Annotated in this window: 17 protein-coding genes; 7 read left to right on the plus strand and 10 right to left on the minus strand. The window is 73.0% G+C overall.

All coding sequences use genetic code 11. The features are described from left to right. The first annotated feature begins 15 nt into the window (after positions 1–15). Together ACZ6EG_RS23500 and ACZ6EG_RS23505 are read left to right on the plus strand one after the other, a co-directional pair. Positions 16–660, plus strand: coding sequence for a HemK2/MTQ2 family protein methyltransferase (locus ACZ6EG_RS23500; protein ID WP_391970657.1), 645 nt, complete (start codon positions 16–18; stop codon positions 658–660). Next, positions 641–889 carry a CDGSH iron-sulfur domain-containing protein gene (locus ACZ6EG_RS23505; RefSeq protein ID WP_391970658.1) on the plus strand — a complete coding sequence of 83 codons (249 nt, stop codon included), beginning with the start codon at positions 641–643 and terminating at the stop codon, positions 887–889. Before ACZ6EG_RS23500 ends, ACZ6EG_RS23505 begins: the two co-directional genes overlap by 20 nt. A gap of 176 nt (positions 890–1,065) precedes the next feature. On the opposite strand, the gene ACZ6EG_RS23510 is transcribed toward ACZ6EG_RS23505, so the two are convergent. Continuing rightward, positions 1,066–1,500, minus strand: coding sequence for a protease inhibitor (locus ACZ6EG_RS23510; RefSeq protein WP_356605018.1), 435 nt, complete (start codon positions 1,498–1,500; stop codon positions 1,066–1,068). Between the two features lie 360 nt (positions 1,501–1,860). On the opposite strand from ACZ6EG_RS23510, the gene ACZ6EG_RS23515 reads away from it, so the two are divergent. Further along, a complete protein-coding gene (locus ACZ6EG_RS23515; RefSeq protein ID WP_391970659.1) occupies positions 1,861–3,030 on the plus strand; it encodes a lactate 2-monooxygenase in 1,170 nt (389 codons plus the stop codon). Between the two features lie 82 nt (positions 3,031–3,112). On the opposite strand, the gene ACZ6EG_RS23520 is transcribed toward ACZ6EG_RS23515, so the two are convergent. From ACZ6EG_RS23520 to ACZ6EG_RS23540, 5 genes are all read right to left on the minus strand, one after another. After that, the gene (locus tag ACZ6EG_RS23520; protein WP_391970660.1) at positions 3,113–4,720 is read right to left on the minus strand and encodes an RICIN domain-containing protein; all 1,608 of its coding nucleotides are present in this window, start codon (positions 4,718–4,720) and stop codon (positions 3,113–3,115) included. A gap of 328 nt (positions 4,721–5,048) precedes the next feature. Next, positions 5,049–5,426: a toxin Doc gene (locus ACZ6EG_RS23525; protein WP_356605024.1), complete on the minus strand. Its 378-nt coding sequence runs from the start codon at positions 5,424–5,426 to the stop codon at positions 5,049–5,051. Positions 5,427–5,429: 3 nt separating this feature from the next. Beyond that, positions 5,430–5,678 (minus strand): hypothetical protein, encoded by a 249-nt coding sequence (locus tag ACZ6EG_RS23530; protein ID WP_053140837.1) that lies wholly within the window; start codon positions 5,676–5,678, stop codon positions 5,430–5,432. A gap of 98 nt (positions 5,679–5,776) precedes the next feature. Further along, positions 5,777–8,023 carry a glycoside hydrolase family 9 protein gene (locus tag ACZ6EG_RS23535; RefSeq protein ID WP_469607254.1) on the minus strand — a complete coding sequence of 749 codons (2,247 nt, stop codon included), beginning with the start codon at positions 8,021–8,023 and terminating at the stop codon, positions 5,777–5,779. Positions 8,024–8,194: 171 nt separating this feature from the next. Continuing rightward, complete coding sequence (locus tag ACZ6EG_RS23540) at positions 8,195–11,281, minus strand: glycoside hydrolase family 2 TIM barrel-domain containing protein (RefSeq protein WP_469607257.1); 3,087 nt, start codon at positions 11,279–11,281, stop codon at positions 8,195–8,197. A 276-nt stretch (positions 11,282–11,557) separates the two neighbouring features. Here ACZ6EG_RS23540 and ACZ6EG_RS23545 point away from each other — a divergent pair, with 276 nt between their 5' ends. Together ACZ6EG_RS23545 and ACZ6EG_RS23550 are read left to right on the plus strand one after the other, a co-directional pair. Continuing rightward, complete coding sequence (locus ACZ6EG_RS23545; RefSeq protein ID WP_469607260.1) at positions 11,558–13,936, plus strand: SpoIIE family protein phosphatase; 2,379 nt, start codon at positions 11,558–11,560, stop codon at positions 13,934–13,936. 141 nt (positions 13,937–14,077) lie between these two features. Next, entirely contained in the window at positions 14,078–14,734 is a 657-nt protein-coding gene (locus ACZ6EG_RS23550) for a DUF4232 domain-containing protein (protein WP_391970664.1), read from the plus strand. A 27-nt stretch (positions 14,735–14,761) separates the two neighbouring features. Here ACZ6EG_RS23550 and ACZ6EG_RS23555 read toward each other — a convergent pair whose 3' ends face one another. From ACZ6EG_RS23555 to ACZ6EG_RS23565, 3 genes are all read right to left on the minus strand, one after another. Continuing rightward, entirely contained in the window at positions 14,762–15,730 is a 969-nt protein-coding gene (locus ACZ6EG_RS23555) for an aldo/keto reductase (RefSeq protein ID WP_469607263.1), read from the minus strand. Positions 15,731–15,808: 78 nt separating this feature from the next. Continuing rightward, the gene (locus ACZ6EG_RS23560) at positions 15,809–16,351 is read right to left on the minus strand and encodes a flavoprotein (protein WP_391970666.1); all 543 of its coding nucleotides are present in this window, start codon (positions 16,349–16,351) and stop codon (positions 15,809–15,811) included. A 9-nt stretch (positions 16,352–16,360) separates the two neighbouring features. Beyond that, positions 16,361–16,795 carry a nuclear transport factor 2 family protein gene (locus ACZ6EG_RS23565; protein ID WP_391970667.1) on the minus strand — a complete coding sequence of 145 codons (435 nt, stop codon included), beginning with the start codon at positions 16,793–16,795 and terminating at the stop codon, positions 16,361–16,363. A gap of 138 nt (positions 16,796–16,933) precedes the next feature. On the opposite strand from ACZ6EG_RS23565, the gene ACZ6EG_RS23570 reads away from it, so the two are divergent. After that, positions 16,934–17,542 (plus strand): TetR/AcrR family transcriptional regulator, encoded by a 609-nt coding sequence (locus ACZ6EG_RS23570; protein ID WP_469607268.1) that lies wholly within the window; start codon positions 16,934–16,936, stop codon positions 17,540–17,542. 54 nt (positions 17,543–17,596) lie between these two features. Here ACZ6EG_RS23570 and ACZ6EG_RS23575 read toward each other — a convergent pair whose 3' ends face one another. Further along, positions 17,597–18,037, minus strand: a complete 441-nt coding sequence (locus ACZ6EG_RS23575) for a nuclear transport factor 2 family protein (protein WP_391970669.1) — start codon at positions 18,035–18,037, stop codon at positions 17,597–17,599. A gap of 195 nt (positions 18,038–18,232) precedes the next feature. On the opposite strand from ACZ6EG_RS23575, the gene ACZ6EG_RS23580 reads away from it, so the two are divergent. Next, positions 18,233–18,682: a nitroreductase family deazaflavin-dependent oxidoreductase gene (locus tag ACZ6EG_RS23580; protein ID WP_391970670.1), complete on the plus strand. Its 450-nt coding sequence runs from the start codon at positions 18,233–18,235 to the stop codon at positions 18,680–18,682. Positions 18,683–18,686: the final 4 nt, after the last annotated feature.

Consider the following 18,686-nt stretch of genomic DNA (forward strand, 5'->3'; position numbering starts at 1 on the left):
GGTTCCGTGAACTTTATGGTGCTTCCGGGCGTCTACGCCCCTCAGGAGGACACCGCCCTGCTGGCCGGGGCGCTGTCCGACGAGTCGCTCCCCCCGGCCGCGTCCGTGCTGGACGTGGGGACCGGCACGGGCGCACTGGCCCTGACCGCGGCCCGACGGGGCGCACGGGTGACCGCGGTGGACGTGTCGTGGCGCGCGGTCTGTGCGGCCCGGGTGAACGCCGCCCGGGCCGGACTGCGGATCCGCGTCCGGCACGGCAACCTCTTCACGCCCGTACACGGTGAGACCTTCGACCTGGTGCTGGCCAACCCCCCGTACGTCCCGGCTCCGGGCGGCGGCCGCCCGCCGCGCGGCGCGGCGCGGGCCTGGGACGCGGGACACGACGGCCGACTGGTCCTGGACCGGATCTGCCGCGAGGCACCCGCCCTGCTGCGGCCCGGCGGTGTGCTGCTGCTGGTGCAGTCGGCGCTCAGCGATCCCGAGCGGACCGTCACGCAGCTGCGCGAGGCCGGCCTCAAGGCGGCGGTCACCCGGCGGCAGCGGATCGCCTTCGGGCCCGTGGTGCGTGGCCGCGAGCGCTGGCTGCGGCAGCGCGGGCTGCTGTCCCTGGCCGAGAAGGAAGAGGAACTGGTGGTCGTCCGTGCCGAACTCCCCGTCTGAGACTCCCCGCCCGACCGGTGACGCGCGCCGGGTCAAGGTGCAGCGCCGCGGGCCCCTGCTGGTGGAGGGCCCGGTGGAGGTGGAGCTGGAGGACGGGACCACGGTGTCCTCCGACCGCTTCCAGGTCGCCCTGTGCACCTGTCGGCGGAGCCGGCGCTTCCCCTGGTGCGACACCAGCCACCGCGCCAGGACGTCCGGCACCGGCGAAGGGCCGCCGGCGAAGGACTGACCGGGCGGCGACGGACGACCGGCCGGTCGGCTCCGGTCGCCGGACAGCGGAGAACGGCGGACGGCCCCACTCCGTCCGCCGTCCCCGGTGCGGGACCGCGCGTTCCGTACGGCAGCGCTCGCACTCCCCAGTAGCGAGCCGCCGGTCACGCCGCACGGGCCGGGCGGTCCCGGTCCTCAGAACGTGAAGACGCTGTTGCTGCCCGCGTTCTTCACGCACTCGTTGGCGAAGGTGCGCTCGTAGGAGAGGCGCCGGCCCTGCCAGACCCCGTCGACGGTGACGACCACGGGGGCGTACTCCCGGGTGCACATCACACCGGTGTCCGCCGCCAGGGCGTCGAAGTCACCGCCCGCGCCGCGCAGTTCGGCACAGGCCGAGACCGTGGCGGGATGGGTTCCGGAGGCCGTGGGCGCGCAGGTCAACGTGACCGCGCGTACAGGTACGGCGGTGGCAGCGCTCTCTCCGTGCCCGATGGTCAGCACGAGGGCCGAGGGGGCGTGGAGCGACGCGGGGGCGGTGGCCGGGGAGGCGAGTGAGGCCCCGGCGAGGGGCCCGCAGACGGCGGTGGCCGTCAGGCCCAGAGTCGCTGCCCAGCGCGCGGTGTTCCGCATTGTGTGCATCCTTCCGCTCGTTTCGAGGGAGATGCCGGCCCGGCTCGGTCGGTGCCGGTACGGCGAGCGCGAGTCTGCCTAGTCCGTCGCCGAAACTCATATCGACCCCATGCGTTTCGGTAACCTTGCGTATTGAATCAGTGGCGTGAAGTCACGGAATTCGAACGTTCCAAGTCCGGAACAGGGCGGTTCTTGATCGGTCATTGAGGCGTGAACTGGCCGGATGGCGTGATCCGCGCGTTCACCGATAGGCCTGAAACACTCCCGAAACAGACCCGTTCGCCCGGCGGGCCGCCTCGACATACTCGCGGGTATGGTGCTGGGCGGCGCGAGCTCGACGACGAGAGGCGGGAGCCTGGGATGGCGAAGCACTGGGCGGATTTCCAGTACGAGATCTATCTGAACGGGATGACGGGCGCCGTACCGCGCCTGCCCACCGATCTGACCCGGCTGGAGGAGCTGGCCGAGCGGCGGCTCGGTCCCGGTCCCGTGGGGTACGTCGCGGGGAGCGCGGGGGACGGCAGCACCGCCCGCGCCAACCGGGCGGCCCTGGACCGGCATCGGATCGTGCCGCGCATGCTGCGGGACGTGCACGAGCGGGACCTGTCGGTCGAGGTGCTGGGCCGCCCGCTGCCCGCCCCGCTGGCGCTGGCGCCGGTCGGGGTCCTGTCGATCATGCATCCGGACGCGGAGCCCGCCGCCGCCCGGGCCGCCGCCGCCCAGGGCGTGCCGTACGTCCTCTCCTCGGCGTCGAGTACCCCCATGGAGCAGGTCGCCGAGGCGATGGGCGACGCCGAACGGTGGTTCCAGCTCTACTGGCCCAAGGACCGGGAGGTGGCCCGCAGTTTCCTGGGCCGTGCGAAGGCGGCCGGGTACAGCGCGCTGTTCGTCACGTTGGACACGCCCCTGCTGTCGTGGCGGCCGCGCGATCTCGACCAGGCGTACCTGCCGTTCCTGCACGGGGTGGGCACCGCCAACTACTTCTCCGACCCGGCGTTCAGGGCGGGTCTGGCGAAGCCGGTGCACGAGGACCCGAACGCGGCGGTGATGCACTTCGTCGGCATGTTCTCCGATCCCGCCAAGTCCTGGCCCGATCTGGCGTTCCTGCGGGAGAACTGGGACGGTCCGATCGTGCTGAAGGGGGTTCTGCACCCGGACGACGCGCGGATGGCGGCCGACGCGGGGATGGACGGTGTGGTGGTCTCCAACCACGGCGGCCGTCAGGTGGCCGGTTCGGTCGCGGCGGCCGACGCGCTGCCGCGGGTGGTGGAGGCGGTCGGCGACCGGCTGACCGTGCTGTTCGACAGCGGTGTCCGCACCGGTGACGACGTCTTCAAGGCGCTGGCGCTCGGGGCGCGCGCGATACTCCTCGGCCGGCCCTACGTCTACGGGCTGGGCCTCGACGGACAGGCGGGCGTCGAGCACGTGATCCGCTGCCTGCTCGCCGAACTCGACCTGACCCTGGCCCTGTCGGGGCACTCCTCACCGGCCACCCCGGGCCCCGACGACCTCGTCGCGCATCCCGGGTGACCGACTCCGTGGAGCGAGGCGGCCGAGAGCCCGCCCCGCTGCGGCCCACCCACCCCTCCTGCCCGTGGGCCCGGTACGGCCCTCAGCCGCCCGGCAGTTCCACGGTCCGCGCGTCCGGGGCGCCGGTGTCGGCGATGGACAGGGAGGCGTCCGCGGTCGGCACCGACTCGGTCCGCCAGCGCTGGCCGGGGGAACCGTCGCGCACCTTGACGACGACGTCGGCGTCCGGCGCGGTGGAGGTGGCGGCGAGGGCGAGCTGCCGGTCCCGGCGGGGCACCAGCTCCTCCTCACCGGTGAGGTCGTACCGCACGTCGGCGCCCCGCTCGGTGCCGGCGTCGGCGCAGGCACCCAGAACGACGACTCCGGCGTCCGCCTGCGAGTCCAGGCAGAGCCCCGGGTCGGCGACGCTGCGCAGCAGCCCGTCGTCCTCGTGGGTCCACTGCTGGGTCCACGCGTCCGAGCACGCCGCCAGCCGGACGCCCGCGCCGGCCTTCGGCTCGCGGCGCACGTCGAGGCAGAGTTCCGCGGCGACGTTGCGCAGCCGGGTCCGGTCCGGTGCCGTGGGCAGTCCCGCCGAGCCCGGCGGTTCGGGGCGGCTGGTCCCGGAGGCGGCGGTGTCGCCGCCGACGGCGCTGGTGGAGGCGGCCGGGTCGGCGCCACCGCCGTCGTACGACCACACGCTCACCACCAGCGCGATGGACAGCACCCCGGCGGACGCGGCGCCGAACTGCCTCAGCATCGAGCGGCCGGAGCGCGGCCAACCGGGGAGCCGGCGCACGGGCAGGGGCACGCGGGCCAGCAGGCGGGGGCGCCCGCCCCGGTGCCGTGCGGCGCCCTTGGCGAGGGTGCCCAGGGTCGCGCGCGCCGGCCGGGAGTCGAGATAGCGCCGGGCGCCCCAGCCCAGGACCGCTTCGGCGATCAACGTGCCCAGTCCGCGCTCGAAGTGGCCGAGCTGTTCGGCCGCGTGCCGGCAGTGCCTGCAGTCCGCCAGGTGCTTGCGGACGTCCGGCAGCAGGGCTCCGCCCCGGCGGATGGGGACGTCGAGGAGCCGGCCGTGGAAACGGCAGTCCTGGGTCGGCGCGAGCTGCCGGTGGGCGTCCAGACAACCCTCGCGGAATTTCTCCCGCGCGTGTGCGAGGGCGGCCGACGCGGTGTCGGTGTCCATGCCGAGCAGCCCGGCCGGGACACTTATGGGCTCACCCTCGACCTCCGTGTGCCACAGCAAACAGCGGGCCGGACCGGGAAGGGACGCGAATGCCCGCGCGGCCAGGGTGCGGTTTTCCGGAGTCAGGGACTTCGCCGCCCGCATACCACGTCCCCCGGCGGGTTTGAGCAGGTGCGGGAGAACGCTGGACACCCCCTCGTCCGCGGACCACTGCCGGACCGTGTCCCGGACGGCCACCAGCAGCCTCGGGCGCAGGGCCGTGGCCGGTTCCCCGTGCGCCAGCCGGTCCAGGACCCGGTGCCAGGCGGCGGCGGTGACCATGGCCGTGACCTGTGCCGACGTGGCGAGGCAGATGGTCGCGTAGTCGTGGGCGGGCTGCCAGTGGCGGGCCATCAGCAGCGCCGCCGCCCGGGAGGCGGCGCTCTCCGGGCCGTCCCTCAGCCGGGCGGCCAGCAGCTCGTCGGACTCCCCGGACTCCCCGCCGGAGGGCGGGTACGCGGGCCGAGGGGGGTGGGGGGTGGGCACTGAGACTGTTCCTTCCCACGCGCAGGTGACGCAGAAGTCCTGATCGCCGAAAAGGAGACCCGAATGGTGTATACCTTTTCGGCGCGGCGGGGGAGCGTGAATTCGCCATGGCGAAATTCGGACCCGGTCCGTCAAAGCGCGTGCGAGACCCGGCCTTTACCCCCCGCACGGGTGCTTCACTCTCGCACAAACCACTCATGGTCAACAAGGCGACCGGGAGACCCGGGCCTTCTTTGAAAGAAGGTCAGATTCCGGGGAATTCATGGGCCGTACACGGGCTTTCGGTCCTTCGCGTACGCCCGACTTGCCTAATCCGCGCGTCCACCGGTCAGATCTGCCAGGAACGGAGCCGGTCGGCCGCGCCGTAGACGTCGGCCTTGCCGGACATCAGGTCACGCGCGAGGTCGACCAGGGCGCCGTAGGGCGGGTCGATGCCGACATCGCTGGCGTACATGTAGGCCACGGCGGTCGCGCAGGCGAAGCGGGCGTTGGCCGAGGGAAGCGGCTTGAGCACGGCGAGGGCGTGCAGCAGGGCGGCGGCCCGCCAGGCCGGGTCGGAGTCCACGCCGAGGCGGGGCGGGTCGACGCGGTGCCGGGCGACCGCGGCGACCAGCGCGGAGAAGTCGTTGACGACGGGCTGCTCCGGCAGTACTTCCTCGTGACGCTGGAGCAGCCAGGGCACGTCGATGTGCAGGACCGGTGCCATGGGTCAGGCGGCCCGCCCCTCGCCCTGGACGGGCGGTGGTTCGTCGTCCGGGAAGGCGGCCGCGAACTCGTCGGCGTGGGCCGAGAAGAACCGGCGGAAGGCCTCGGCACCCTCTTGCAGCGCCCGGTGCCGGGCTATGTCGGCGGCGGCGGCCTCCCGCACGAGCGCCTTCATCGACGTACCGCGTTCCTTGGCGATCTGCCGCAGGTCCTCTAGCTCGCGGTCGCTGAACTCCACGTTCAGGGCTGGCATGCCTCCCACGGTACCGCGCGGGTACTGACCCGTAAATAGCAGCAGGTCAGAGCCGTGCTACGACGGTACCGCGGGAGGCCGGCACAGCAGTGGTGCGGTCAGCCCTGGTCCGCCGCGAAGGAGGCCATCCGGGCCAGTGCGGCGTTCCAGTTGATGGTGTGCTCGTTGGTCGACCAGGACTGGATGTCGTCGATGAAGCAGAACTGGGCGACACAGCCCTGGAGTTTGCTCTGCGCGTAGGGGTCCTGGATGCTCGAGTTCGGACCGCCGGACAGGGTGCCGTCGGGCGGCGCGGGCAGTGACGGGTCGAGCTGGTGGGCGTACCAGCGGCTGTGCTGGTTGTGGGCGTTGACCTCGCCGTAGCCGGTGACGTACGACATGTTCAGCGCGTTGCGGCCCAGGATGTAGTCCATGCTCTGGACGGCACCGTCACGGTACTTCGAGCCGCCGGTGATGTCGTAGGCGGTGGCGAGGACGACGGCGTTGTTCAGGACCTGATGGCTGGAGCCCCAGTCGTAGACGTTGCCCTCGGGCGCGTACGGCATGCCGTACGGGTGCGCCTTCAGCGTGGCCAGGTAGCGGTCGGCGCCCTGGACGACGGACCGGCGGACCTGGTCCCGGCCGGGGAGCCTGTTCGGCACGGTCGCGAGGTCCAGCCGGGCCGCGGCCGCGGTGCGCGCCCAGTCGAAGCCGATCGGGCCGAAGATGTCGGCGGTGTGGACCGGGGAGTTCAGCACGTGGTCCTTGAAGTCACGCTCCCCCGTGGTCAGGTACAGCTCGGCCGCCGCCCAGTAGAACTCGTCCTCGACCTGGCCGTCGGGGTAGGCCCCGCCGCCGATGCCGTCGTTCTCGTCGGCGAGCACGTCCGGGTGGGCGAGGGCCGCGGTCCAGGCGGCGCGGGCCGCGTCGAGCGCCTTCGCGGCGAACTCCCGGTCGTAGGGGCGGTAGAGGCGGGCCGCCTGTGCCGCCGTCGCGGCCAGGTTCAGGGTGGCCGCGGTGGTCGGCGGGTGCAGCTCGCGCTTCTGGGGGTCGTCGTCGGGCAGCAGCGGCAGCCCGGTCCACGCCTCGTCATGGATCTTGTGGTGGGCCATGCCGGCCAGCGGCCGGCCCTCCGGTACCTGCATCTTCAGCAGGAAGTCCAGCTCCCAGCGGACCTCGTCCAGGATGTCCGGCACCTTGTTGCCGCTCTCCGGGATGGCGAGGGTGCCGTCGCCGAGCTTCGACGGCTCCCCGGTGCGGGCGTGCAGCGAGCGCTCGTAGGTGCTGAGCAGCTCCCAGGTGGAGATGCCGCCGTTCACGACGTACTTCCCGTGGTCGCCGGCGTCGTACCAGCCGCCGGAGACGTCGAGGGTGTAGTCGCACACGCCGGGCTGGCAGGGCACCTCGGTGTCGCCCTGGTTGGGCGCCACGCCGACGTGCCCGGCCGGGCGGGCGTAGCCGGGGCGCAGGTCGTCGCTGATGGCGATGCCGCTGCGCTGTGTGTAGTAGTACTTCGCGGAGTCGGTGCGCAGCCGCTCGTAGGCGGCCGTGCCGATGTCGAAGGGGCGGCTGGTCTCGCCGTCGGCGACCAGGGTGTAGCCCGCGCCGCGCGCGGTGTGGCGGCCGAAGTCGATCGAGTGGACGTTCTGTCCCGAGGAGGGGTCCACGCCCCGCGGCACGCTCCAGCCCTGGGCGACGGTCCGGCCGTCGTCGTCCTTCAGCCGCCACGGCAGGCGCGCGGTGGCCTCGGTGACGAGGGTGGCGTTCTTCGGGCCGGACGGCAGGTAGCCGACCTGGTTGACCCGGACCCGCGGCCCGGTGTCGGGCACGTGCGGCTCGGGCGCCACCCCGCCCAGCAGGGACACGTCGTCCACGCAGAACCGCCAGGGGTCGGGCGTGCCGCCGAGCTGGAACCCGACCTGGCCCTGGGTGGTGTCGACGGGCGAGGTGAAGGTGTACGAGTAGGTGTTGCCGGAGACGCTCAGCTGCGGGCTGACCTCGTAGTAGGTGTCGTACGGGGCCACCGACAGGCCCACGATCGCCCGGACCACGTGGTCGGCTGGCGCGCCGGTCGCGGAGAAGGAGAACCGGTACGACTCTCCCGCCACCAGGGTGACGTCGTTCTGGCCGACGGCCGCGTCCCAGCGGTTGGCGGTGCCGCCGGGGGCGTCGGCACACAGCCGGCCGTCGGACACGCCGGCGGTGACGTTGCTGCTCGACCACCAGGATGCGGTGCCGTCGTCGAACGTCCCGTTCCTGACCTGTTCGGTCTCCTCGGCCCCGGCCGGAGCGGCGGGCACCGCGGTGACGGCCGCCGCCAGCAGGGCCGTCAGGGAGACGGCGAGTGCGGTTCTGCGTCTTTTCACGTCTGGGCTCCTCAAGGGAGGTGCGGGGGGTGACGCTCACGTCGATGGGAGGGCGCCCCCCATCGATGGGAGCGCTCCCAAAAGGGATCGCAGGCCATGCTTGTGGCAGACATGACACCCCGTCAACGGTCCGGACGGGACTGGTTTCCCGTCCGGACCCCGTGAACGGCGTCAGGCCGTGGGCGCCTCCAGCCGGCTGATGCGGACCGCTCCCTCCACCTCGCCGGGGTGGCGGCTGGTCATGGTGAGCCGGACGCGGGAGCCGCGTAGCGCGTCGAAGGTGATGACGGTGGGCGCGTCGGAGGCGGTCGCCCAGTCGGTCCGCGTCCCCTCCGCCGCGCGCCAGGCGCGGCCGTCCCAGACGGCGACCTCGACCGTGGCGGGCAGGCTGTGGCGGCCGTCGACGGTGAAGGACACCTCCAGGCGGTCGTACGTGCGCCGGCGGCCGTGGTCCACCGAGACCCAGTCCTCGCCGCGGGCTCCCTCGAAGGCGGGCAGCAGGGCGGTCGCCGCCTTGTGGAAGCCGTTGGACCAGCCGGTCGCCGGGTCGCCGTCGAGCATGGCGCCGGGAAGGGTGTCGGGGCGGCCGGAGTAGCTCGCGTCCGCGTGCGGGTGGGCCACGGGGGCCGGGTGATCGGCGCGGAAGCGGGGGGCCGGCGTGGTCGCCGGGTCCTCGGCCCGGCGCGTGCGCACGGTCGCCGTGCCCGTGCGCAGCCCGTCCGCGCGGGCCGTGACCCGGAGTGTCCCGGGCCCAGTGCCCGACCGCACGATGGCCAGGGCCTTGCCGTGGAAGGCGGTGCGGGTACGGGCCTGGTAGCGCTCGGCGCTCTCCTGGCGGCCGTTGTCCACTCCGGCCAGGGAGCCGCCCGCCACCTCGAAGGAGAGCAGGTGCTCGGCGCCGGGCACCACCACGCCGCGCCGGTCGACCACCTCGGCGGTGACGAAGACCAGGGAACGGCCGTCGGCGGCGACGCTCCCGCGGTCCGGCGTCAGGCGCACGGCGTACGGGGTCCCGGCGGTGCGCAGGACGTCGGTGGCGACCACCCTGCCGTCCCGCCGGGCCACGGCCTTCAGCTCGCCCGGCTCGAAGGGGACCGTCCAGGCCAGGTGCAGCTTGCCGGCGCTGCCGTTCGGACTGGTGTAGCTGCCGGGGTAGGGGCCGTCGGTGAAGGTCTTGTCGTCACCGGTGGCCTCGGTGGTCTCCAGGTAGGAGCGGCCGTCGACGGTCTTCTTGGTGTCGAACGCGCGGATGCCCAGGGACCTCCCGTTCAGGTACAGCTCGACGGTGGCGACGTTCGCGTACGCCCAGACCTCGACGGTGTCGCCCTCGCGGTGGTTCCAGCTGGTCGGCAGCAGGTGGACCATCGGCTCGTGGGTCCACTGGCTCCGGAACAGGTGGTACATGTCCTTGGGGAAGCCGGCGGTGTCGACCGCGCCGAAGAAGGAGGCCTTCACCGGGAAGACGTCGTAGGGCGTGGGCTCCCCGATGTAGTCGATGCCGGACCACAGGAACTGGCCGGCGAACCACTTCCGGTCCCGGTCCTTCTTGTGGCCGTACTCGCCGCTCATGGTCCAGGAGGCGAGGTTGTTGTCGTAGGACGAGGTGGCCCGCCTGCCCGGGGCGTGGTTCTCCCCGGTGTTGAGGTGCTCCGGTTCCTGGTAGGTGCCGCGCGTGGAGGTCTCGGACGACGACTCGGACTCGAAGAGGAACAGGTGCGGGTAGGCCGCGTGCAGGTCGTCCACCGACCTGGCGGTGTTGTAGTTGAGGCCCAGACCGTCGAGCCTGGCCAGCATCAGGTCGGCCGCGGAGCCCTTGGCCGGCATGCGGCGGTACTTGTCGGAGCCGATGACCAGCGGGCGGGTGTCGTCGGCGGCGCGGATCGCGTCGATGATCCGGTCGGCCATCGCGAGCCCGGCGGTGGAGGTGGAGTCGGGGACCTCGTTGCCGATCGACCACATCACCACGGCGGGCGAGTTGCGGGCGGCGAGCACCATCTCGGTGGCGTCCGTCTCGCACCACTCGTCGAAGAACCGGCCGTAGTCGTAGGTGTTCTTGCCGGTGCGCCAGCAGTCGAAGGCCTCCACCAGCATGATGATGCCCAGCTCCTCGCAGACCTCGATCATCTCGGGCGCGGGCGGGTTGTGGGAGGTCCGGAAGGCGTTGACGCCCATCGACTTCATGAGGGTCATCTGGCGGCGGATCGCGTCGGTGCTCACGGCGGCGCCGAGCGCCCCGAGGTCGTGGTGCAGGTCGACGCCCTTGATCTTGGCGTACCTGCCGTTGAGGTGGAATCCCTCCTCGGGGTCGACACGGAAGGTGCGGATGCCGAACGGGGTGCGGTAGGTGTCTACGGCGCGCCCGCCCACCCGCAGTTCGGTGTGCAGGGCGTACCGGTGCGGTGTCGCGAAGTCCCACATCCGGGGGCGTTCGACGGTGAGTTCGTGCGTCTCGCTCGCGTCCGTGGTGACGTCGACCGTGGATGTCGCGCGGGCCACGGTGCGTCCGTCGGAGTCCTTGACCGTCGACCGGATCTCGACCTCGCGCGCGGTGCCGGTCGTGTTCACGACCGACGTCGCCACCCGGACGACGGCGCGCTCCTCGCTCACCCGCGGTGTGGTGACGTACGTGCCCCAGCGCCGTACGTGCACCGGTTCGGTGACGACGAGGCGGGCCTCGCGGTAGATGCCGCTGCCGGAGTACCAGCGGCTGCTGGGCAGCCGGTTGCGCACCCGCACGGCGAGGACGTTCTCGGTGCGGCCGTCGGTGTGCACCAGGTCGGTGAGGTCGAGGGCGAAGCCCGTGTAGCCGTAGGGGTGGCGGCCCGCCTCCCGGCCGTTGCAGTGGACGTGGGCGTCCATGTACACGCCGTCGAACTCGACCGAGATCCGCTTTCCGGCGAGGGCGGGCGGCAGGGTGAAGGCGAGGCGGTACCAGCCGAGGCCGCCCGGGAGGAATCCGGTGCCGCTGGTGGTGCCGTACTCCGTGGTGGGCGCCTGCTCGATGCTCCAGTCGTGCGGGACGGCGACCTCGCGCCACGCCGAGTCGTCGTAGGCGGGGTCGGCGGCGCCGGTCGTGTCGCCGGCGGAGCCGTCGGGGTCGGCGAGCAGGAAGCGCCAGCCGTCGCGCAGGGGGATGACGCCGCGGCCCGCACGGACCCCGGACGTGTCCGCGGCCGAGGCCGGCGGGGCGCCGAGCACCGCTCCGGCCGCCGGTGTCGCGGCGGAGGCGATCAGAACCGTTCTGCGCGTGACCGTCATGGCGGATCTCCCTCGGCAGGACAACAGAGCAGGACAACAGAGCTCAGAAACACTCGCAACTGATCGCGACCAAACAGATTCTGACGTCGCGCCACATGTGCTCGTCAAGAGCGCAGAAAGCCTTTTCTGTCCCGTGCGGCCCGCCGTCCCGGTGGCCCTTGGGGCGACGGGGCTCCGCGGGCCCTGTGGTTCGGGTCCGTACGGAGCGCGGACGCACTAGGCTGGTCCTCAGGTGACGCGCTGTTCACCATGGGTGTGCGCAATGGAGTGGCGACGATGAGTCCGGTCAACCCGTCCGACGATGCCGCCACGGCCCGCGTCGTCGTCGACGACTCCGGCACCTTGCGGGAGTGGAACGAGGGCGCCCGCCTGCTGCTGGGCCATCCGGCCGCCGATGTCGTGGGACGCCCCGCCGCCGCGCTGCTGGCCGACGGCGCCGACGACCCCCGGCCCGGCCCCGGCGAGGAGCGCTGGAACGGCACGCTGGCCCTGCGGCACCGCGACGGGCGCACCGTCTCCGTGTGGGTGCTCGCCCACCGCAGACCGTCACCGGACGGCGCCCCCGGCACATGGCTCGCGGTCTCCCCGCTGGACCGCGGCCCCGAACGCCCGGAGGACCCGCTGGTCGCGGCGGCCCTCGCCCAGTCCCCCTGCGCCACGATGATCTTCGACGACCGGCTTCGGCTGCGCGATGTCAACGACGTCATGGCCCAGCTCCTCGGTCTCCCGGCGGACCGCGTCCGCGGTCTGCGGCCCACCGACCTCGGCAGCCGACCGCAGAACACGGAGCTGGAACGACGCCTGCGGCAGGTGCTCGACACCGGCCGCACGGACGACATGCACACCCACCTCAAGGCCACCGGCGAGAGCCGCGCCCACGCGTGGCACGCCCGGATCGCGCCCCTCAGCGACGCCGGCGGGCGGGTGCGCGGCGCCTGCGTGAGCGCCCACGACTTCACCGAGCAGCACCTGTCCCGCGAGCGACTGCACCTGGTCAACGAGGCCAGCGTCCGCATCGGCACGACGCTGGACGTGACCCGTACGGCACAGGAGCTGGCGGACGTGTCCGTCCCCGCGCTGGCGGACTTCGTGAGCGTCGACCTGCTGGACGCGCAGGAGCACGGCGGTGAGCCCGCCGCCGCGCCGGCGCCGCCGGTGGGCCTGCGCCGGGCCGCCCACCAGTCGGTCAACCCGGGGTGCCCGGAGGCGGTGGTCGAGCCGGGACGGCTGGACGTCTACCCGGCCGGGTCGCCCCAGGCCGAGTGTCTGGTCGCCGGCCGCGCGATCATCGCCGAGGTGCCCAGCGGCGACCTGGAGCGCTGGCGGGAGTGGGACCCGCTGCGCGTCCGGCGGGTCCAGGAGTACGGCATCCACTCCACGATGTCCGTGCCGCTGCAGGCCCGCGGCACCACCCTCGGCGTCGCGGTGTTCACCCGGTTCCGGCGGCCGTACCCCTTCACGGACGACGACCGGCTGCTCGCCGAGGAGGTCACCGCCCGCGCCGCCGTCTGCATCGACAACGCCCGCCGCTACTCCCGCGAGCGGGAGTCGACGCTGACCCTGCAACGCAGCCTGCTCCCCCGCTGGCTGCCGCCCACCGCGGCGGTGGAGGCGGCCTCCCGCTATCTGCCGGCCGCGCGCTCCGGGGTCGGCGGCGACTGGTTCGACGTCATCCCGCTGTCCGGGATGCGGGTGGCGATGGTCGTCGGGGACGTCGTCGGCCACGGCATCCAGGCCTCGGCCACCATGGGCCGGCTGCGCACCGCGGTCCGCACCCTCGCCGACATCGACCTGACGCCCGACGAACTCCTCACCCACCTCGACGACCTGGTCGTCCGGCTGTCCGAGGAGTCCGGCGACGACGGCACCGGCGAGGTCGGCGCCACCTGCCTGTACGCGGTGTACGACCCGGTGTCGCGGCGCTGCTCGCTGGCCCGGGCCGGGCATCCGGCACCGTTCCTGGTCCCGCCGGACGGCCCGCCCCGGCAGATCGGCCTGCCCTCCGGCCCGCCGCTGGGCGTGGGCGGGCTGCCCTTCGAGTCCGCCGAACTGGAGCTGCGCGAGGGCAGCGTGCTGTCGTTCTACACCGACGGGCTGGTGGAGAGCCGGGAGCGGGACGCCGACGCCGGCCAGGCGCTGCTGCGCGAGGCGCTGGCCGCTGCCACCGACTCGCTGGACACCCTGTGCGACCGGGTGCTGCACGCCCTGCTGCCGTCGGGCGGCGCCGCCGACGACGTGGCCCTGCTGCTGGCCCGTACCCGGGGGCTGCCCGCCGGGCAGGTCGCCACCTGGGACATCCCGAACGACCCGTCGCTGGTCGCCCCCGTCCGCAAGCAGGTCGTCGAGCAACTGTCCGTCTGGTCCCTGCTGGAGGCGTCGTTCACCGCCGAGCTGGTGGTCAGCGAGCTGGTCACCAACGCCATCCGGTACGGCTCCCCGCCCATCCGGCTACGGCTGATCCACGACACGGCGACGCTGATCTGCGAGGTCTCCGACACCAGCCACACCGCGCCGCACCTGCGCCGGGCCAAGACCTGGGACGAGGGCGGCCGCGGTCTGCTGCTGGTGGCCCAGCTGACCCAGCGCTGGGGCAGCCGGCACACGACCGAGGGCAAGACGATCTGGGCGGAACTGGGGCTGCTCGGCGAGGAGTGACCCTAGGGGCGCGGGCTGGACGGGTACCGGGCGCGCCCTCGTTTCCCGGCCCGTGCGGCGGGACACTCGACGGCACAGGGCGTACGGTGCCGTCCCGCGCGGCGGGCCGTGCGCGGGACCTCACGGGAGTGCGGAGAAGCGATGGCGAACACGTCCCAGCCCCTGCGCCGGACGGCCCTGCTGGCGAGTGCGCTCGCGGTCCTCGGCGTACTGACCGCGTGCGGGAGCGAGAGCGGTACGGCGGGCCCGGGCACCCCGCGAGCCACCGAGGCCCCGGGCACGACCGGGGCGGACTCCGGTGTCGGCAGCGCCACCGCGCCCGCCGACGGCACCACGCCCAGCGACACCGCCGGGTCGGCCTCCGCCTCGGCCCGCACCGACGGCCGCTGCCACACCTCCGAGCTGCGGGCCGCCGTCGGCCGCGTCGACCCGGGCGCGGGCCAGCGGAACTTCCCGATCGTGCTGACCAACACCTCCGACCGCACCTGCACGGTGTACGGCCATCCGGGCGCCGCCTTCGTGGACGCGTCCGGCGAGCAGCTGGGCACGGACCCCGACCGCGTGCCCTCCTCCCCCGAGACGCTCACGCTGACACCGGGAAAGAGCGCGTGGGCCGGGCTGTCCTTCTCCAGTCCGCAGATCAGCGGCGCCCGCACCGCGACCCCGGCGGCACTGCTCGTCACCCCGCCGGACGAGCGGGACCCCATCGAGGTCGCGTGGACGGCCGGTGAGGTCCCGGTGGGCGGCGACGGGTCGTCCGTGTCCGTCACCGCCCTGGAAGCGGGGACCGGGCCCTGACATCACGGGGCGCTCCCCCGGGGGGGATCAGTGACCGGCGATCGGGTGCGGCGCGTAGGGCCGCTCCAGCTCCTCGACCTCCTTCTCGGTCAGCGTCAGTTCGACCGCCGCCACGGCGTCCTCGAGGTGCCGCGGCTTCGAGGCGCCGATGATCGGCGCGGTCACCGTGGACCGGTGCAGCAGCCAGGCCAGGGCCACCTGCGCGCGCGGCACGCCGCGGTCGCCGGCGATGCGGGTGACGGCGTCGACCACGGCGCGGTCGCCCTCCTGGTAGAGGGTGCTGCCGAAGGTGTCGGTGGCGCTGCGCTCGGTGGCGGTGTCCCAGTCGCGGGTGAGGCGGCCGCGGGCGAGCGGGCTCCAGGGCAGCACGCCGACGCCCTGGTCCGCGCAGAGCGGCAGCATCTCCCGCTCCTCCTCGCGGTAGAGGAGGTTGTAGTGGTTCTGCATGGACACGAACTTCGTCCAGCCGTGCCGCTCGGCGGTGTACTGCATCTTCGAGAACTGCCAGGCGTACATCGAACTGGCCCCGAGGTAGCGGACCTTGCCCGCCCGCACCAGGTCGTGCAGCGCCTCCATCGTCTCCTCGACCGGCGTGTGCGGGTCGAAGCGGTGGATGTGGTAGAGGTCGACGTACTCGGTGCCCAGGCGGCGCAGGCTGTGGTCGATCTCGGTCATGATCGCCTTGCGGGACAGCCCCCCGCCGTTCGGTCCGGGCCGCATCCTGCCGTGCACCTTGGTCGCGAGCACGATGTCGTCGCGGCGGGCGAAGTCGCGCAGCGCCTTGCCGACGATCTCCTCGCTGGTGCCGTCCGAGTAGACGTTGGCCGTGTCGAAGAAGGTGATGCCGGCGTCCAGCGCCTGCCGGATCAGCGGACGCGAGGCCTCCTCGTCGAGGGTCCACTCGTGCGTGCCGCGGTCGGGCACACCGTAGGTCATGCAGCCCAGGCAGATCCGCGAGACGTCCAGGCCCGTCGCGCCGAGCTTCACGTACTGCATCGTTGCCGCTCCTGTCTTCGGGATCATCGGTGACAGTCGCGAGCGTACGTCCTGGTGCGGACTCGAAGGCCGGGCGGGTCAGCGCGGTTCGAGCAGGTCCAGCGCCCGTTCCCAGGCGAAGTCCGGTCGGGTGCCGTCCGCTGCCGCCTCCCCGGCGTACGGGTCGCCGAAGCGCACACCCATGCCGCGCAGCCGCGCCAGGCTCTCCCGGTACGCGGGGTGGGAGGCCAGCGCGTCGGCGACGCACGGCAGTACGGCGACGGGGACGCCCAGTCCGCAGGCTTCGCACAGGGTGGCCAGGGCCAGGGTGTCGGCCAGGCCGGCCGCCCACTTGTTGACCGTGTTGAAGGTGGCGGGCGCGACGACGACGGCGTCCGGCGCCGGGAAGGGCCGCGGATCGCCGGGGCGGCGCCAGGCGGAGCGGATGGGGCGGCCGGTCCGTGCCTCGACGTCGGCGGTGTCGAAGAAGCCGTCCATGGCGACCGGGGTCGCGAAGACGCCGACCTCCCAGCCGCGTTGCCGCGCGGCGGTGATCAACCCGGTGACGCCCGAGGCCACTCCGGCGGCGCACACGACGACGTAGAGGAAGGGTTTCGCGGCGCTCCCGGCCTGTTCGCTCACCCCGGAACCCTACTGAACGGTCCGGGGGCCGCGGATGCGGCGGTCCGACTCCGCGATGGCCACGTCGTTGATGCTCGCCTCCCGCCGGGTCATGAGGCCGTGCTCGTCGAACTCCCACAGCTCGTTGCCGTAGGAGCGCCACCACTGGCCGTCGGCGTCGTGGGACTCGTAGCGGAAGCGGACGGCGATGCGGTTGCCGTCGAAGGCCCACAGCTCCTTGCGCAGCGCGTACTCGTGCTCACGCGCCCACTTGGCGGTGAGGAACTCGACGATGGCCGGGCGACCCGTCAGGAACGTGTCGCGGTTGCGCCAGACGGAGTCCTCGGAGTACGCGAGCGCGACCCGGTGCGGATCGCGGGTGTTCCAGGCGTCCTCGGCCGCCCGCACCTTCCGGGCGGCGGTCTCGCGGGTGAACGGCGGCAGGGGCGGACGGTCGGTCGTCATGGCTGAACCTCCGGGGAGAGCAGTGGAGAACGCACGTTCTCGCATGCGGCTGCTACGGTAGGAGAACGTGCGTTCTCCCGTCAAGGAAGCAGGTCGGAGCGCGCGGGAGGGACACGGCGCTTCCGGTAAGGGGTCACCATGGACGGCGAGGCCGCCCGCGAGCGGGTGCTGGACGCGGCGGAGCGGCTCTTCTACGCGCGGGGCGTCCAGGCCGTCGGCATGGACGACGTCCGCGGCGACTCCGGTGTCTCCCTCAAGCGCCTCTACGGGCTGTTCCCGGCCAAGGAGCAGCTGGTGGTGGCGTATCTGGAACGGCGTGACGTCCGCTGGCGGGGACGGCTGGCGGAGTACGTCGACCGGCACGCGGAGCCCGGTACCCGGATCCTGGCCGTCTTCGACTGGCTCGGGCAGTGGTTCGCCGAGCCCGGCTTCCGCGGCTGCGCGTGGATCAACGCGTACGGCGAACTGGGGGCCACCTCGGCGCCGGTGGCGGACCGGGTGCGGGCGCACAAGGAGGCGTTCCGCGCGTTCCTCGACCGCCTGGCGACCGACGCGGGACTGCCCGCCGCGGTGGGCGGGCAGCTGTTCCTGCTGGCCGAGGGTGCCATGGTCACCGCGGGCGTCGCGGGAGGTACGGGTCCCGCCCGGGAGGCCCGCGAGGCGGCGCGCGTCCTGCTGGCCGCCGCGGGGGCGGAGGAGGGTGCGCCCTCGTCATCGGATACCCGGGGCATCCACCCGGCGACGTGACGTTCGGCCGGGTCGGTGGAGGTTGCCTACGGGCCGAACCGATGCCGGGCGGGCCTAGGGAGCGAACGCCCGGGCCACGGTGAGGCTGTCCTCGTACACGTGGTGGCGGACGACCAGGCCGTTCCGCACGGTCAGGTGCAGGGCGAAGGTGGCTCGATAGGAGCGCCCGGTGGTCGCGGCGGTCTGCCGGATCTCGCCGAGCACCACGGCGTCCTCACCCTCGACCAGGACGCGCTCGATGCGGGTGTCCGCCCGGCCCGGCACATGGTGGGCGGCGAGCAGGCGGTAGTGGTCGGCGGCGTCCGCCCGGGTGCGCCGGTGCCGGATCCAGGGGGTGGCGGCGCGGCCGTGCTCGTCCTCGGGCCAACTCAGCCGCCAGTCGGCCGACTCGTCGTACAGCTCGGCGATCCGGTCCGGGTCGCCCTGCCCGATCCTGCGCAGCAGCTCCTCGACCGTGGCGCGGGTGGTGGTCACGTCACCGGTGGCGGTGGTCATGGCCGGCGTCTCCTTCGGCTGGGTCGTCGTGCGGACGAGGACGAGTGTGCCGCACGGCCCGCCGGTGGCGCGATGACGCGTGAGGTCATTGCGCCGCGGGAAGTGCACGGGGGTAATGCGGTAAGGATGGACACGGCGCCGCCGGGTCCACCGCGGTGCCGGTCAGCCGTACGACTCGATGATGGGACGGATGCCATGCCTCTTGACGGCGAGTACGAACCCAGCCCGACGCAGTGGGTGCGCGAACAGGTCGAGCTCTACGAGAGCTCCGGCGGTACCAAGGGCACGACCCTCATGGACACGGGGATGCCGGTCATCGTGCTCACCACGAGGGGCGCGCGGAGCGGCAAGATCCGCAAGACACCGCTGATGCGCGTCGAGCACGAGGGCCGCTACGCCGTGGTCGCCTCACTGGGCGGGGCGCCCAAGCACCCGGTCTGGTACCACAACATCAAGTCCGACCCCCACGTGGAGCTGCAGGACGGCCCGGTGAAACGGGACATGACGGCCCGTGAGATCACCGGCACGGAGAAGGCCGAATGGTGGGAGCGTGCCGTCGCGGCGTACCCGCCGTACGCCGACTACCAGAAGAAGACGGACCGGGAGATCCCGGTGTTCGTCCTGGACCCGGTCGACGGGGACTGAGCCG

It is taken from the genome of Streptomyces sp. NPDC041968 (assembly GCF_055589025.1).